We start from the raw sequence: 12,865 nt of genomic DNA, 5'->3' as shown, positions 1-12,865 counted from the left end.
CATGCTCAGGCCGCCTTCTTCTCGGCGGAGCCGGTGTTCATGGTGCTCTGCTCCACCGCGTCGATCGTCGGACGCTCGTAGGAGGATATGGTCTTGCGGCCGAATTCGATCGCCACCTGCGGCAGGGCGCCGTTCATATACGCAAGCAGCGTCTGCTTGACGATGATGTAGAGGCGATTCTTCTTTTCGCGCACCGTTTTGATCTTGGTGGCGACCGGACCAACCACCGCATAGGACAGGAAGATGCCGAGGAAGGTCCCGACGAGTGCCGCGCCGATCAGGCCGCCGAGGATTTCGGGCGACTGGTCCAGCGCGCCCATCGCCTTCACCACGCCGAGCACGGCCGCCACGATGCCCAGCGCCGGCAGGCCGTCGCCGACCGCGACCATCGCGTGATAGGCTTTCAGCTTGTCGGTGCGGATCGTCTGGATCTCTTCATCCATCAGCGCTTCGATCTCATGCGAGCGGGCATTGCCGATGATGATGATGCGGCAGTAGTCGCAGATGAAATTCGTCAGGTCGTGGTTCTTCAGCACGGTCGGAAAAGCCTGGAAGATGGCCGACTCCTCCGGATTGTCGATATGCGCCTCGACTTCGCTGCGCGACTTCGAGCGCAGTTCGCGCATCAGGCTGTGCAGGACGCCCAGCGTCTCGAGGTAGTCGCGCTCCTTCGGCACCGCCTGCTTGAAGGCTTCGAGAATACCCTTGCCGGTATCCTTGACCGTCTTCATCGGATTGGCGACGAGGAAGGTGCCGAGCGCAGCGCCGCAGATGACCACCGCTTCCCATGGCTGCATCAGCACATGCAGATGCCCGCCCATGGCCATGAAGCCGCCGAGGACGCAGCCGAGCGTCACCACAAGTCCGATCAGAATGCCCACGACAGGTCCTTCCGCATGTCACGTCGTGATCAGGGATAGTCCTCGTGCCTTGTGTGAGGCTTGAATCGAAGGCCGCGAACGCGATTCAGCTTCGCGCAAGGAAGTGACGTTATTGTGCAGGGATAGCTTCGGCCGGAGGCGTATCCTTGCTCAGTACCTACACCAGCTACCAGTTGATCGCGAAAGACATCAACAAATCGATCGTCCAGGTTGAGAAACAGCCGACGGTCGATCGCGATACGCAGTATTATCTGGCCAATATCGGCAAGGTTACATCGATCGACGATTTCGTAAACAATAATCGCCTGTTCAAATATGCCATGAAGGCTTACGGGCTGGAGGACATGGACTATGCCAAGGCCTTCATGGTCAAGGCGCTGAAGGAAGGCATCTCCGACGCCGACAGCTTCGCCAACAAGCTGACCGACAAGCGCTACGCCCAGTTCGTCGCTGCCTTCAACTTCGCGGCCGATGGCACCAGTGCGACGATCTACAACCCGACACAGCAGCAGGTTACGGCGAACTACGCCACACAGGCCGAGATCGCCGGCCTTGATCCGGATTCGGACTATGTAAAAGGCGAGACGACCTACTATCTCGCCAACATCACCAAGGTGAAGTCGATCGACGATCTGATGTCGAACGACCGGCTCTACACTTACGCGCTGGCCGCGTTCGGCCTGGATTCGGCCACCGAGGACAAGGACCTCATCAAGTCCGTCCTGCAAGGCGGCGTGAAGGATCCCGACAGCGTCGCCAACCAGCAAACCAACAAGGCCTATGCCGGGCTCGCCGCCGCCTTCAACTTCGCACAGTACGGCGACATGACCACCACTCGCGTTGCGGCGCAGCAGCCGACCGTCGACATGTATCTGCGCCAGACATTGGAAGAGAATGCCGGCCAGACCAACGAAGGCGTGCGGCTGGCGCTTTATTTCCAGCGCAAGGCGCCGGACATCACCAGCTGGTACGACGTGCTCGCCGACACCGCTTTAGCCAGCGTGGTCCGCGCAGCGCTCGGCCTGCCCGATTCCTTTGCCACCGCCGACATCGACAAGCAGGCGCAGCTCTTCGAGCAGAAGCTCGACATCAACGACTTTACCGACCCGGACAAGCTCAGCAAGTTCCTGACCCGCTTCACCAGCATGTACGAGATCAACCACCCGACCTCGACGGCGGTGACGTCTGTCAGCGTGCTCTTCGCGCAGCCGACCAGTGTCGGCATCTCCACCGATCTGATGATGGCCATGCAGCAGTTGAAGTTCTGAGAAGATCATGCAGGACAGTCTTTACGTCGCCCTTTCCTCGCAGATCGCGCTCGAGCGCCGTCTCGACACCATCGCCGACAACGTCGCCAACGCCTCGACCATCGGCTTTCGCGCCACCGGCGTGAAGTTCGAGGACGTGGTCTCGGGCACCGGGCCGAGGTCGGTCTCCTTCGCCTCCTCCGGCAAGACCTATCTTTCCGGCGCGCATGGCGCGCTGACCGAAACAGGCAATCCGTTCGACTTCGCCATCCAGGGCGACGCCTGGTTCGCCATCGAGACGCCCGCCGGCACGGTGATGACGCGCGACGGCCGCTTCTCCATGAACGAGAACGGCGAACTGATGTCGATCGAAGGCTATCCGGTGCTGGACAGCGGTGGTGCTCCGATCCAGCTCGATCCGCGCAACGGCCCGCCCAAGGCGGGCGCCGACGGCTCGCTCAGGCAGAACGACCAGCTGGTCGGCGCCATCGGTCTCTACAATTTCGACCCCGGCGAGAATTTCGTCCGCTATGGCAATTCGGGCATCGTTCCGGCGCGCACGCCCGAACCCGTCACCGATCGCTCGGACGTCGGCGTCGCTCAAGGGTTTCTGGAAGAGTCGAACGTCAATCCGGTTCTGGAAATGACCCGGCTGATCCAGGTGCAGCGCGCTTTCGAGAACACGGCGGCGCTGATGCGGCAGACCGATTCCTCCACCGACGACGCGATCAAGACGCTCGGCTCGAAGTGACGGCATGACGACCGGCTCGTCCCTGTTGCGCGCTTCCGAGGGCCCGGCGGATACCGGACGGACCGACAGGCTGGCCGCGCTCGAACGCGTCTGGCGGCGGTTCGACGATCCGCAGGCGCTGCTTTCGCGCGGCGGCCGCGTCGCCGAGATTTCGCCGACGCATTACAAGGTTCGCGGCCTGTCCGGAATTGCCAGGCTCGGCGACATCGTCGAGCAGCGCGGCAAGGCCGGCGCACGCCGCGGCGAGATCGTCAAGATCGGCAGCGACGAGGTGGTGGTCGCGCCGTTCGAGCGCAGCACCGATGCCGGCATCGGCGATGCCGTCTTTCGCCGCGGCCCACTCACGGTCACGCCGCATGTCTCCTGGCGCGGGCGCGCGATCGACGCCTTGACCCGCGTCATTGACGGCGGTCCGCCGCTGATCAGGCCGAATGCAGCCGATGCCGCGCATAGCGCGACGCCCGGCGCCCTGGCGCGCCAGCGCGTCGGCACCGGCTTCCTCACCGGCGTCAGGGTGATCGACATCTTCACGCCGCTCTGCTTCGGCCAGCGGCTCGGCATCTTCGCCGGTTCCGGCGTCGGCAAGTCGACGCTGCTTGCGATGCTGGCCGGCGCCGAGGCCTTCGATACGGTGGTCGTGGCGCTGATCGGCGAGCGCGGCCGCGAGGTGCGCGAATTCCTCGAGGATACGATCGGCGCCCAGAGCATGGCCAAGACTGTCGCCGTCGTCGCCACCAGCGATGAAAGCGCCATGATGCGCCGGCGCGCGCCCGACACGGCCATGTGCGTGGCCGAGCATTTCCGCGACCAGGGCCATCGCGTGCTGCTGGTGCTGGACTCCATCACGCGCTTCGCGCATGCGCTGCGTGAGGTGGCGACCGGAACGGGCGAGCCGCCGGTCGCGCGCGGCTATCCGGCCTCGGTCTTCACCGACCTGCCGAAGTTGCTCGAACGCGCTGGGCCGGGGGCCGAGGGCCCCGGGGTTAAAGGTAAGGGTTCGATCACCGCCATCATTTCCGTGCTGGTCGACGGCGACGACCACAATGATCCGGTCGCCGACTCGGTGCGCGGCATCCTCGACGGCCATGTCGTGCTCGACCGCGCGCTCGCCGAGCAGGGTCGTTATCCGCCGGTCAATCCGCTGTCGTCGATCTCGCGCCTTGCCGACAAGGCCTGGAGCGCCGAGCAGCGCATGCTGGTGACAAGGCTGAAATCGATGATCGCGCGCTTCGAGGATACACGCGACATCCGTCTGCTGGGCGCTTACCAGAGCGGCGCCGATGCCGAGCTCGACAACGCGGTGCGCCAGGTGCCGCTGATTTACGAGGCGCTCACGCAATCGCCGAGGGACCGCGCATCGGCCGATCCGTTCGCCGACCTCGCCCGCCATCTCAAGGGGAAGCTGAATGGCGATCAAGGAGACTGAATTCCAATACACCGAGCGCATGTTGCGCGACATGCTTGCCGAGGCCGAGGCGGCGGAACGGGCTGAGGCCGACGAGGCAAGAACTGCCAAGCAGAAGGCCGCGCTCGCCAGGACGGAGAAGGCAACGGCGCTTCCGACCAGAGCCGACAAGCCGCATCCGCCGCGGACATCCACTGCCGACATGGCACAGGCCAGCCGCGATTCGTTGCTCGATGGCCTTTTTCCCCGCACCCAATGGCCCGAGCCGCCGAAAGCCCAGTTCCCGCGCCTCACCGACAAGAGCGCCGACCGCCGCAGCGATTTAGTCATCGCCGCGCTCGGCATCACACTCGGCCTGATCTGCGCGCTGTTCCCCTGGTATATCTTCTTCAACCAGGAGCAGTTCGGCGTTCAGGCCATCAAGTTCGGCGGCAGCGGCAGCAACTCCGGACGCGCCGGCGGCGGCATCGTGGCCGAACGCAGCGGACCGCTGACGGCCAAGGACGTTCCCAATGCCGATATCGACCTGTTTGCCACCGGAACGGTGCAGGACGATCCCGCGCCACCGCCCGGCGACCAGCCCTTCCCGACCGCCGCTTCGGAATTCAAGATGGTGCATGTCGCCAACGGCCGCGCCATGATCGAGGACGATACCGGTCTGTGGATCGTCCAGCGCGGCTCGGTTCTGCCCGATTCCAGCCGCGTCGCCTCGATCGAGCAGCGCGGCGGCAAGTGGGTGATCGTCACCAGCACCGACAAGGTGATCCAGCTCACCAAGTAAGAACCCGGGCCTTACAGCTCGTCCCGCGCAAGGTCCGCGCAAGACTGGCCGCCTAGTCTTGTGCGTACTTGCCCGGGAGATTCCCATGGAACCCGTAAATCTTTTCGATCTTGCCACGCGGCAATCGCAATGGCTGGCCGTGCGCCAGTCGGCGATTGCCTCGAATATCGCCAATGCCAACACGCCGGGCTACACGGCCAATGACGTCGAGCCCTTCGAAAAGGTCCTCGACCGCACCGCCGTGACGCTTGCCGCCACGCAGACTGGCCACCTTGGCGCCGAAACGGCCCATGCCGGCTTCAACGTCAGGCCGGAAGACGCTGACGGCGCGATCATGCCGTCGAAGAACACCGTGGTCCTCGAACAGGAGCTGATGAAGGCCGGCGAGGTGCGCCGCTCCTTCGAGCTCAACACGGCGATCGTCAAGGCCTTCCATTCGATGATGACGATGGTGGTGAAGAGCTGATCATGGATGCGCTGACTGCAGCCCTCAAAGTCGCGGCTTCCGGTCTTGGCGCCCAGTCGGAGCGCCTGCGCGTGGTCTCGGAAAACCTAGCCAACGCCCAATCGACCGGCAGCACGCCTGGCGCCGAGCCCTATCGTCGCAAGACGATCACCTTTCAGTCCGAGGTCGACCGCGCAACCGGCGGCTCGCTGGTGGAAGTCAGCGCGATCTCCCGCGATCCTTCGGACTTCCCGATCGAATTCCAACCCGGCAACGAAGCCGCCGACGACAAGGGGTACGTCAAGATGCCCAACGTCAACACGTTGGTCGAAATGGCCGACATGAGCGAGGCGAACCGCTCCTATGAAGCCAACCTGCAGGTGATCAAGCAGGCTCGCGATCTGATTTCCATGACCATCGACCTGATGAGGAACCAGTAATGATCGGCGGTATCGGGGCAATACAATTCAAAACGGCGGTCGATGGAGCGGAACAGGCTTCACCGGGTCTGCTGCAGGGCGGTGTCGGAACGCAGGCCGGCGAAAGCGTCGGCAGCACCTTCGCCGAAGTCCTCGGCCAGGCGGCGACGAAGACCGTCAACACGCTGCAGGGCGCAGAGCAGATGTCGATACAGGCGCTCAAGGGCGATGCCGACACGCGCCAGGTCGTCGATGCGGTGCTGAGCGCCCAGCAGGCGCTGCAGACCACCATCGCGATCCGCGACAAGGTCGTCTCGGCCTATCTCGAAATCAGTCGCATGAGTATCTAGGAGCGCGTCATGAAAGCCCTTGCGATCGCCGCCACAGGCATGAACGCCCAGCAGACCAACCTGGAAGTCATCGCCAACAACATCGCCAACATCAACACCACCGGCTACAAGCGGGCGCGGGCCGAATTCTCCGACCTGCTCTACCAGGTCGACCGCACGCAGGGCGTGCCCAACCGCTCCAACACCTCGCTGGTGCCGGAAGGCGTCTCGATCGGTCTTGGCGTCAAGACCACGGCGGTGCGCAACGTCCACACGCAAGGTGAATTGGCCAGCACCGGCAACAGCTTCGACCTGGCGTTGACCGGCAGGGGCTGGTTCCAGATCGAGGGTGCCGACGGCGGCACGCTCTATACCCGCGCCGGCGCCTTCAACACCAATGCCACCGGGCAGCTCGTGACCGCCGACGGCGCCAACGTCATCCCGGCCATCACCGTGCCGACCGACGCCGTCGAGGTGATCGTCAACAAGACCGGCCAGGTCTTTGCCCGCATCGACGGTCAGACCGACCTGCAGCTGCTCGGCCAGCTTCAGATCGTCAACTTCGCCAATGAGGCGGGCCTGGCGCCGCTCGGCGACAACCTTTTCCAGGAAACGGCTGCCTCCGGCCCGGCCAATGTCGGCGTTCCCGGCGATCCGGGCTTCGCCACGATCCAGCAGGGTTATCTCGAGTCTTCCAACGTCGATCCAGTCAAGGAGATCACCGAGCTGATCTCTGCCCAGCGCGCCTACGAAATGAATTCCAAGGTCATTCAGGCCGCCGACGACATGGCCTCGGTGGTCTCCAAGAACATCAGGTAACGGATGATGGCCGGGCCGATCTCCTCCGCACTCCGTCGCGTCGCGCTGGCCACCGCCCTGGTGGCCGCCGGCACGCCGGCTTTCGCGCAGGACGCGACCGGCCAGTCGGCAAACCAGATCGCCGCTGGCCAGGCGGTCGGCGAGGCCGTGCTGATCCCCAACAGAGTCATCTATCCCGGCGAGACCATCGAGCCCGCCTCGCTCAAGCAGGTGACGCTCATCCCCGGCAAGCACAAGCCGGACGGCATGGCGACGCGCTCCGAGGAACTCCAGGGCAAGGTTGCCAAGCGCACGCTGCTGCCCGGCCGCTACATCCCGATCAGCGCCATCCGCGACGCCTGGCTGGTCGAGCAGGGCGCTTCCGTACAGGTCTATTTCACCGCCGGCGCGCTCACCATTTCGGCCGCCGGCGTCACGCTGCAGCCAGGTGCTGCCGGCGACCAGATCAAGATCCGCAACATCGACAGCGGCAAGATCATCTCGGGCACGGTGATGGCCGACGGCACCGTCAAGGTCGGCGCTTCGTGATGCGCGTCCTTCTCCTTTTGCTGAGCGCGGCCATCGGCCTGCAGCCGGCATTGGCGGATGGGCTGACGCCCAAGGCCAAGCGCGAGCTCGCGCAGAAGAACGGCGGCGTCTACGACGATCCGGAATACGATCCGGCCACCACCACGCGCATGTTCCGGGTCTCGACCGGGCCGAGCACGCTGCCGCCCGGCCAGGTCGCCGCGCGCATCAAGGACATCGCCCAGCTGCAGAGCGCGCGCGACAACCAGCTCGTCGGCTACGGCCTGGTCATCGGCCTCGCCGGAACCGGCGACAGCCTGCGCAACTCGCCCTTCACCGAACAGTCGATCCGCGCCATGCTGGAGAATCTCGGCATCGCCACCGAAGGCGGCAGCGCGCGCGCCAAGAACGTGGCCGCCGTCATCGTCACCGCCAACATGCCGCCCTTCGTCCAGTCGGGCAGCCGCATCGACATCGATGTCTCCTCGATGGGCGACGCCACCTCGCTCGCCGGCGGCACGCTGGTGATGACGCCGCTGAAGGCAGCCGATGGTGAAATCTATGCCGTCGGGCAGGGCTCGGTGATCGTCGGCGGCTTCACCGCCCAGGGCCAGGCCGAGCAGTTGACGCAAGGTGTGCCGACCGCCGGCCGCGTGCCGAACGGCGCCATCGTCGAGCGCTCGGTGCCGGCCGAATTCGACGACCAGGGCGTATTGACGCTGCAATTGCGCAATCCCGATTTCTCCACCGCCATCCGCATCGCCGACGCCATCAACGATTACACCTCGCAGCGCTTCGGCATGCGGGTCGCCGCGGAACGCGACGCCCGCACGGTGCAGATCAGGCGGCCGAAGAACGTCTCCGCCGCGCGTTTTTATGCCGAGATCGAAAATCTGGTCGTCGAATCCGACGCCCCTGCCCGCGTCGTCATCGACGAACGCACCGGCACCATCGTCATCGGCAGCAATGTCAGGATCTCGCGCGTGGCGATCAGCCATGGCACGCTTACGGTGCGCATCACCGAAGCGCCGAAGGTGGTCCAGCCGGAACCCTTCTCCAGGGGCGAGACCGCGGTCGAGCCTTTCACCGCCATCGAAGCGAGCCGGCCCGACGCGCGCGTCGCCGTGCTCGACGGTCCCGATCTCGAAACGCTTGTATCCGGCCTCAATCGCCTCGGCGTGAAGCCCGACGGCATCATCGCCATCCTGCAAGGCATCAAATCGGCCGGCGCTTTGCAGGCCGACCTGGTTCTCCAATAGGCACGCCGATGATCGCGCTTTCCTCCCCAACACCCCGCCGTCACCTGAGCTTCTGCGCCATCGGAGCAATGGTTGCTCTGCTTGGCGGGACGGCCTCCCATGCGGACGAGGTACGACAGGTGTTGCCGGGCGGTCAGGCGCCGGTTCAGCCGGCCCAGCTCACACACGAAAGCGCGCCGCTTCAGCCGGCTGCGCTCGCGGCCGGCAAGGCGCCTGACGAAAGCGAGGTCCAGCGCTTCTGCTCCAACATCGCCGACGCCGCGCGCGACCGCCGCTACGCGCTTCAGGCCGAGGAATTGAAGCAGTTGCAGGCCGGCATCGACGAACGCATGAAAGCGCTCGAGGCAAAGCGGGCCGAGTACGAAGAATGGTTGAAGCGCCGCGAAGTGTTCCTGGCGCGCGCCGAGGACGGCGTCGTCAAGATCTATGCCGGCATGAAGCCCGACGCCGCCGCCGAACGGCTGGCGATGGTCAATGCCGAGCTCGCGGCGGCCATCCTGATGAAGCTCGATTCGCGCAAGGCCGGCGTCATCTTGAACGAAATGGACCAGAAGGCGGCAGCGACGCTCACCGGCATCATGGCCAGCGCGGCGCGAAGGGTTGATCCGTCATGAAGTTGAAATTCTTTGTCCTCGTCGCGGTTGCGGCATTGTCCGGCTGCGGCACCAATTTCAAGGAGATCGGCCGGGAGCCCGCTCTGTCGCCGGTCGGTTCCGGCATCGGTGAGGGCGGTTCCGGCCCCTACAGCTACCCCGAGCCGCCTGCCTCGCGGCCGAAGAAATTCTCGCTGTGGGACGATCGCCAGAGCCGGCTCTTTACCGATCCGCGCGCGCTGCGCGCCGGCGACATCCTTACCGTCAACATCAAGCTCAACGACCGGGCCAATTTCAAGAACCAGAACGACCGCAGCCGCACCGCCGCGCGCAAGCTCGGCTACGACGTCAATCTCGGCTGGGAAAACGCAAGCACCAGCGGCAAGGGCGACGCCGGCCTGAGCTCCAGCACCGAGACCAATGCCGACGGCGAGATCAAGCGCTCGGAGGACATCGCCCTCAACGTCGCCGCCGTCGTTACCGAGGTGCTGCCCAACGGCAATCTGATGATCAGGGGCTCGCAGGAGGTCCGCGTCAACTACGAGCTTCGGGTGCTGACCATCGCCGGCATGGTTCGTCCGTCCGACATCGGCGCGGAGAACACCATCCCCTACGAGCGCATCGCCGAGGCGCGCATTTCCTATGGCGGCCGAGGCCGTGTGAGCGAGGTCCAGCAGCCGGCCTATGGCCAGCAGGTCCTCGACCAGGTTCTTCCCTTCTAGGACCGGAGAGCGCTGCCGTGGCCAATGTCGAGCAGGTCCAGCCCAAGAAGGGACCTTCCCTGGTGATCCAACTCGCCATGCTGTTGGTCATAACGGGCGCGGCGGTCGGCATGGGCTGGCTTTCCGGCGGCTATCTCAAGCAAGGCGAAACGCCGGCACCGGTGCCCGCGGCACCGGAAAACGCCGGCACCGCGGAAAAACCCGCCGAAGGCGGCAAGGCGGCCGCCGGGCCGGCGCTGGTTCAGCTGGCGCCGATCACCACCAATCTCGCCTCACCGTCGGACGTCTGGATCCGGCTGGAGGCGTCGCTGCTCTACGATGCTCCCCAGCCGCCGGAAATAGCCGAGCAGATCCACCAGGACCTGCTCGCCTATGTGCGCACGCTCAAGCTGCACCAGATCGAAGGCGCCAGCGGCTACCAGCATCTCAAGGCCGATCTCGAAGAGCGCGCGGCGCTGCGCAGCGGCGGCCACGTCAAACAGGTTCTCGTCAGGACGATGCTGCTCGAATGAGAAAGTTCCTCATAGCCACGGCGCTCATCGTCGTCACCACTTCCGTCGCCGCGGCCCAGCAGCTCGATCTTGGCGGCATCGGCAAAGCCGACGGTACGACCGTCGGCTATCTGATCCAGATGTTCGGCCTGCTCACGGTGCTTTCGGTGGCGCCGGGCCTCTTGATCATGGTGACGAGCTTCACCCGCTTCGTCATCGCCTTCTCGATCCTGCGCGCCGGCATCGGCCTGCAATCGACGCCGGCCAACCTGATCCTGATCTCGCTCTCGCTGTTCATGACCTTCTATGTCATGGCGCCGACCTTCGACCAGGCCTGGAACACCGGCGTCAAGCCGCTGATGGACAACCAGATCACGCAGGCCGAGGCGTTCGAGAAGATTTCCGGCCCGTTCCGCGACTTCATGCTGCACAATGTGCGCGACAAGGACTTCGACCTCTTTGCCGACCTCGCCCGAGAGCGCGGCCAGACCGTCTCGCGCGAGAGCGTCGACCTGCGCATCCTGGTGCCGGCCTTCATGATCTCGGAGATCCGCCGCGGCTTCGAGATCGGCTTCCTCATCGTCCTGCCCTTCCTCGTCATCGACCTCATCGTCGCCACGGTCACCATGGCCATGGGCATGATGATGCTGCCGCCGACGGTGGTATCGCTGCCGTTCAAGATCCTGTTCTTCGTGCTGATCGACGGCTGGAACCTTCTGGTCGGCAGCCTGGTGCGATCCTTCACCTGATCGTTCCCGGCGCGGGTGCCGAAACGGCGCCCCATTCCACTCGAATTTTACGCAATATATTTTCGATTAACCGTCCGATTTAGCTCTTTGGTAGCAACTTGCCGCCATAGTCGCTCGCAGATGGCGGGTGACCCAACTGAGCGGTCATTGGCATGATGCCGCACCGTCATACCGGACATGCCGGTATGTCAAAAAAATCCGTGTAAAAACAAGGTACGTGTACCATGGCCAGTATCATGACCAACGCCTCGGCGTTGACCGCTCTGCAGAGCTTGAACGCCACCCAGAAGAACCTCGACACCACCCAGGCCCGCATCTCGACGGGCTATCGCGTTTCCCAGGCTTCCGACAACGCCGCTTACTGGTCGATCGCCACCACGATGCGCTCCGACAACCAGGCCATGTCCACCGTTTCGGACGCTCTCGGCCTCGGCGCCTCGAAGGTCGACACCGCCTACACCGGCATGGACAGCGCGATCTCGACCATCAACCAGATCCAGCAGAAGCTCACCGCTTCGTATGGCCAGACCGATGCTTCCAAGGAAAAGACCCAGGTCGAAATCGCCGCTCTTCAGAAGCAGTTGAAGGCCTATGCCGATGGCGCCACCTTCTCCGGCACCAACATGCTGTCGGTATCGACGGCTTCGGGCACGGCGGCGGACGTCAAGATCGTATCGGCCTTCAACCGCGGCGCCACCGGCTCGGTTTCGATCTCGACGATCGACGTCAACGTGGAAAGCATCAAGCTCTATGACGCAGGCGCTGCCCCGACCGCGAAGGGCATCCTCGACACAGAGCGTCTCGGCACCACCGGCGCCGCTGTCGCCGCGGCCTCGGCCCCGACCCTGGGCGCTGCTGCCGCTGCCACCGACACTTATTCGGTCGCCGGCCTGAAGATCTTCTCCGGTACCACCGCTGCAAGCGACACTCAGATCCAGGCGATGATGAACGTCGTCGACGCCGCGCTGAAGGACATGACGAACGCCGCCACCAAGCTCGGCGCCGCCAAGAGCTCGATCGACCTGCAGAAGACCTTCACCTCGAGCCTGATGGACTCCATCGACCGCGGCGTCGGCCAGCTTGTCGATGCCGACATGAACAAGGAATCGACCCGCCTCCAGGCGCTGCAGGTCCAGCAGCAGCTCGGCGTCCAGGCGCTGTCGATCGCCAACGGTTCGTCGCAGTCGATCCTGTCGCTCTTCCGCGGCTGATCGCTCTATACTGACCAGGCTAAAGCATCGGGCCGCGCCAAAAGCGCGGCCCGATTTTCGTTTGCTCAAGGCCCGCGCAACCCTCGTTTCTTAACTTCTCGAAAGCCTACTTTTAACAGGCCATTAACCATATCGCGCTAGATATGGTTAACCAACGACTTACGACAGGTTGTCGAGTCGGCCCGACCGGCACGACCGCAACCGATGGGCAGGCCGGACCTGGCCTGTGTGGCATGCCGGCCTTTGAGAAGGAGCG

The 12,865-nt window shown here is 64.4% G+C and carries 16 protein-coding genes; 15 read left to right on the top strand and 1 reads right to left on the bottom strand.

Annotated features, from left to right (window positions below; genetic code table 11):
- Positions 1 to 5: 5 nt before the first annotated feature.
- A complete protein-coding gene (gene motA, locus FJ430_RS10355; RefSeq protein ID WP_140707029.1) occupies positions 6 to 881 on the bottom strand; it encodes a flagellar motor stator protein MotA in 876 nt (291 codons plus the stop codon).
- Positions 882 to 1,027: 146 nt separating this feature from the next.
- On the opposite strand from motA, the gene FJ430_RS10350 reads away from it, so the two are divergent.
- The 15 genes from FJ430_RS10350 to FJ430_RS10280 all read left to right on the top strand — a co-directional run bounded on the left by FJ430_RS10350 (position 1,028) and on the right by FJ430_RS10280 (position 12,609).
- The gene (locus FJ430_RS10350; protein ID WP_140707027.1) at positions 1,028 to 2,149 is read left to right on the top strand and encodes a DUF1217 domain-containing protein; all 1,122 of its coding nucleotides are present in this window, start codon (positions 1,028 to 1,030) and stop codon (positions 2,147 to 2,149) included.
- 7 nt (positions 2,150 to 2,156) lie between these two features.
- Positions 2,157 to 2,879 carry a flagellar basal-body rod protein FlgF gene (gene flgF / locus FJ430_RS10345; RefSeq protein WP_140707025.1) on the top strand — a complete coding sequence of 241 codons (723 nt, stop codon included), beginning with the start codon at positions 2,157 to 2,159 and terminating at the stop codon, positions 2,877 to 2,879.
- A gap of 4 nt (positions 2,880 to 2,883) precedes the next feature.
- A complete protein-coding gene (fliI, locus tag FJ430_RS10340; protein WP_140707023.1) occupies positions 2,884 to 4,305 on the top strand; it encodes a flagellar protein export ATPase FliI in 1,422 nt (473 codons plus the stop codon).
- Complete coding sequence (locus tag FJ430_RS10335; RefSeq protein ID WP_140707021.1) at positions 4,286 to 5,065, top strand: hypothetical protein; 780 nt, start codon at positions 4,286 to 4,288, stop codon at positions 5,063 to 5,065. The genes fliI and FJ430_RS10335 overlap by 20 nt, the downstream gene beginning before the upstream one ends.
- An 85-nt stretch (positions 5,066 to 5,150) precedes the next feature.
- A complete protein-coding gene (gene flgB, locus FJ430_RS10330) occupies positions 5,151 to 5,531 on the top strand; it encodes a flagellar basal body rod protein FlgB (RefSeq protein WP_140642115.1) in 381 nt (126 codons plus the stop codon).
- Positions 5,532 to 5,533: 2 nt separating this feature from the next.
- Positions 5,534 to 5,950 (top strand): flagellar basal body rod protein FlgC, encoded by a 417-nt coding sequence (gene flgC, locus FJ430_RS10325; RefSeq protein ID WP_140642117.1) that lies wholly within the window; start codon positions 5,534 to 5,536, stop codon positions 5,948 to 5,950.
- Positions 5,950 to 6,279, top strand: a complete 330-nt coding sequence (locus FJ430_RS10320; RefSeq protein ID WP_140642120.1) for a flagellar hook-basal body complex protein FliE — start codon at positions 5,950 to 5,952, stop codon at positions 6,277 to 6,279. The genes flgC and FJ430_RS10320 overlap by 1 nt, the downstream gene beginning before the upstream one ends.
- 9 nt (positions 6,280 to 6,288) lie before the next feature.
- Complete coding sequence (flgG, locus tag FJ430_RS10315) at positions 6,289 to 7,077, top strand: flagellar basal-body rod protein FlgG (RefSeq protein WP_140642123.1); 789 nt, start codon at positions 6,289 to 6,291, stop codon at positions 7,075 to 7,077.
- 3 nt (positions 7,078 to 7,080) lie between these two features.
- A complete protein-coding gene (gene flgA / locus FJ430_RS10310) occupies positions 7,081 to 7,605 on the top strand; it encodes a flagellar basal body P-ring formation chaperone FlgA (protein ID WP_140707019.1) in 525 nt (174 codons plus the stop codon).
- Between the two features lie 149 nt (positions 7,606 to 7,754).
- Positions 7,755 to 8,843 (top strand): flagellar basal body P-ring protein FlgI, encoded by a 1,089-nt coding sequence (locus tag FJ430_RS10305; protein WP_226892228.1) that lies wholly within the window; start codon positions 7,755 to 7,757, stop codon positions 8,841 to 8,843.
- A 68-nt stretch (positions 8,844 to 8,911) separates the two neighbouring features.
- Positions 8,912 to 9,457, top strand: coding sequence for a MotE family protein (locus FJ430_RS10300; RefSeq protein ID WP_226892133.1), 546 nt, complete (start codon positions 8,912 to 8,914; stop codon positions 9,455 to 9,457).
- A complete protein-coding gene (gene flgH, locus FJ430_RS10295; protein WP_140642128.1) occupies positions 9,454 to 10,158 on the top strand; it encodes a flagellar basal body L-ring protein FlgH in 705 nt (234 codons plus the stop codon). Before FJ430_RS10300 ends, flgH begins: the two co-directional genes overlap by 4 nt.
- A 17-nt stretch (positions 10,159 to 10,175) precedes the next feature.
- Entirely contained in the window at positions 10,176 to 10,670 is a 495-nt protein-coding gene (gene fliL / locus FJ430_RS10290) for a flagellar basal body-associated protein FliL (RefSeq protein WP_140642130.1), read from the top strand.
- Positions 10,667 to 11,398: a flagellar type III secretion system pore protein FliP gene (fliP, locus tag FJ430_RS10285; RefSeq protein ID WP_140642132.1), complete on the top strand. Its 732-nt coding sequence runs from the start codon at positions 10,667 to 10,669 to the stop codon at positions 11,396 to 11,398. The genes fliL and fliP overlap by 4 nt, the downstream gene beginning before the upstream one ends.
- A 224-nt stretch (positions 11,399 to 11,622) precedes the next feature.
- The gene (locus tag FJ430_RS10280) at positions 11,623 to 12,609 is read left to right on the top strand and encodes a flagellin (protein WP_140642134.1); all 987 of its coding nucleotides are present in this window, start codon (positions 11,623 to 11,625) and stop codon (positions 12,607 to 12,609) included.
- Positions 12,610 to 12,865: the final 256 nt, after the last annotated feature.

This window comes from Mesorhizobium sp. B2-8-5 (assembly GCF_006440675.2).
In the GTDB taxonomy this organism is placed as follows: Bacteria; Pseudomonadota; Alphaproteobacteria; order Rhizobiales; family Rhizobiaceae; genus Mesorhizobium.
Note: the sequence above shows the minus strand (reverse complement) of the source record. Positions and strands in the feature narration are given on the sequence as shown.

Bases quoted from the DNA above. Each gene is read 5' to 3' on its own strand.
- flgF (WP_140707025.1), top strand. From the start codon at position 2,157: ATGCAGGACAGTCTTTACGTCGCCCTTTCCTCGCAGATCGCGCTCGAG.
- fliI (WP_140707023.1), top strand. From the start codon at position 2,884: ATGACGACCGGCTCGTCCCTGTTGCGCGCTTCCGAGGGCCCGGCGGAT.
- FJ430_RS10335 (WP_140707021.1), top strand. From the start codon at position 4,286: ATGGCGATCAAGGAGACTGAATTCCAATACACCGAGCGCATGTTGCGC.
- flgB (WP_140642115.1), top strand. From the start codon at position 5,151: ATGGAACCCGTAAATCTTTTCGATCTTGCCACGCGGCAATCGCAATGG.
- flgC (WP_140642117.1), top strand. From the start codon at position 5,534: ATGGATGCGCTGACTGCAGCCCTCAAAGTCGCGGCTTCCGGTCTTGGC.
- FJ430_RS10320 (WP_140642120.1), top strand. From the start codon at position 5,950: ATGATCGGCGGTATCGGGGCAATACAATTCAAAACGGCGGTCGATGGA.
- flgG (WP_140642123.1), top strand. From the start codon at position 6,289: ATGAAAGCCCTTGCGATCGCCGCCACAGGCATGAACGCCCAGCAGACC.
- flgA (WP_140707019.1), top strand. From the start codon at position 7,081: ATGATGGCCGGGCCGATCTCCTCCGCACTCCGTCGCGTCGCGCTGGCC.
- FJ430_RS10305 (WP_226892228.1), top strand. From the start codon at position 7,755: ATGTTCCGGGTCTCGACCGGGCCGAGCACGCTGCCGCCCGGCCAGGTC.
- FJ430_RS10300 (WP_226892133.1), top strand. From the start codon at position 8,912: ATGGTTGCTCTGCTTGGCGGGACGGCCTCCCATGCGGACGAGGTACGA.
- flgH (WP_140642128.1), top strand. From the start codon at position 9,454: ATGAAGTTGAAATTCTTTGTCCTCGTCGCGGTTGCGGCATTGTCCGGC.
- fliP (WP_140642132.1), top strand. From the start codon at position 10,667: ATGAGAAAGTTCCTCATAGCCACGGCGCTCATCGTCGTCACCACTTCC.
- FJ430_RS10280 (WP_140642134.1), top strand. From the start codon at position 11,623: ATGGCCAGTATCATGACCAACGCCTCGGCGTTGACCGCTCTGCAGAGC.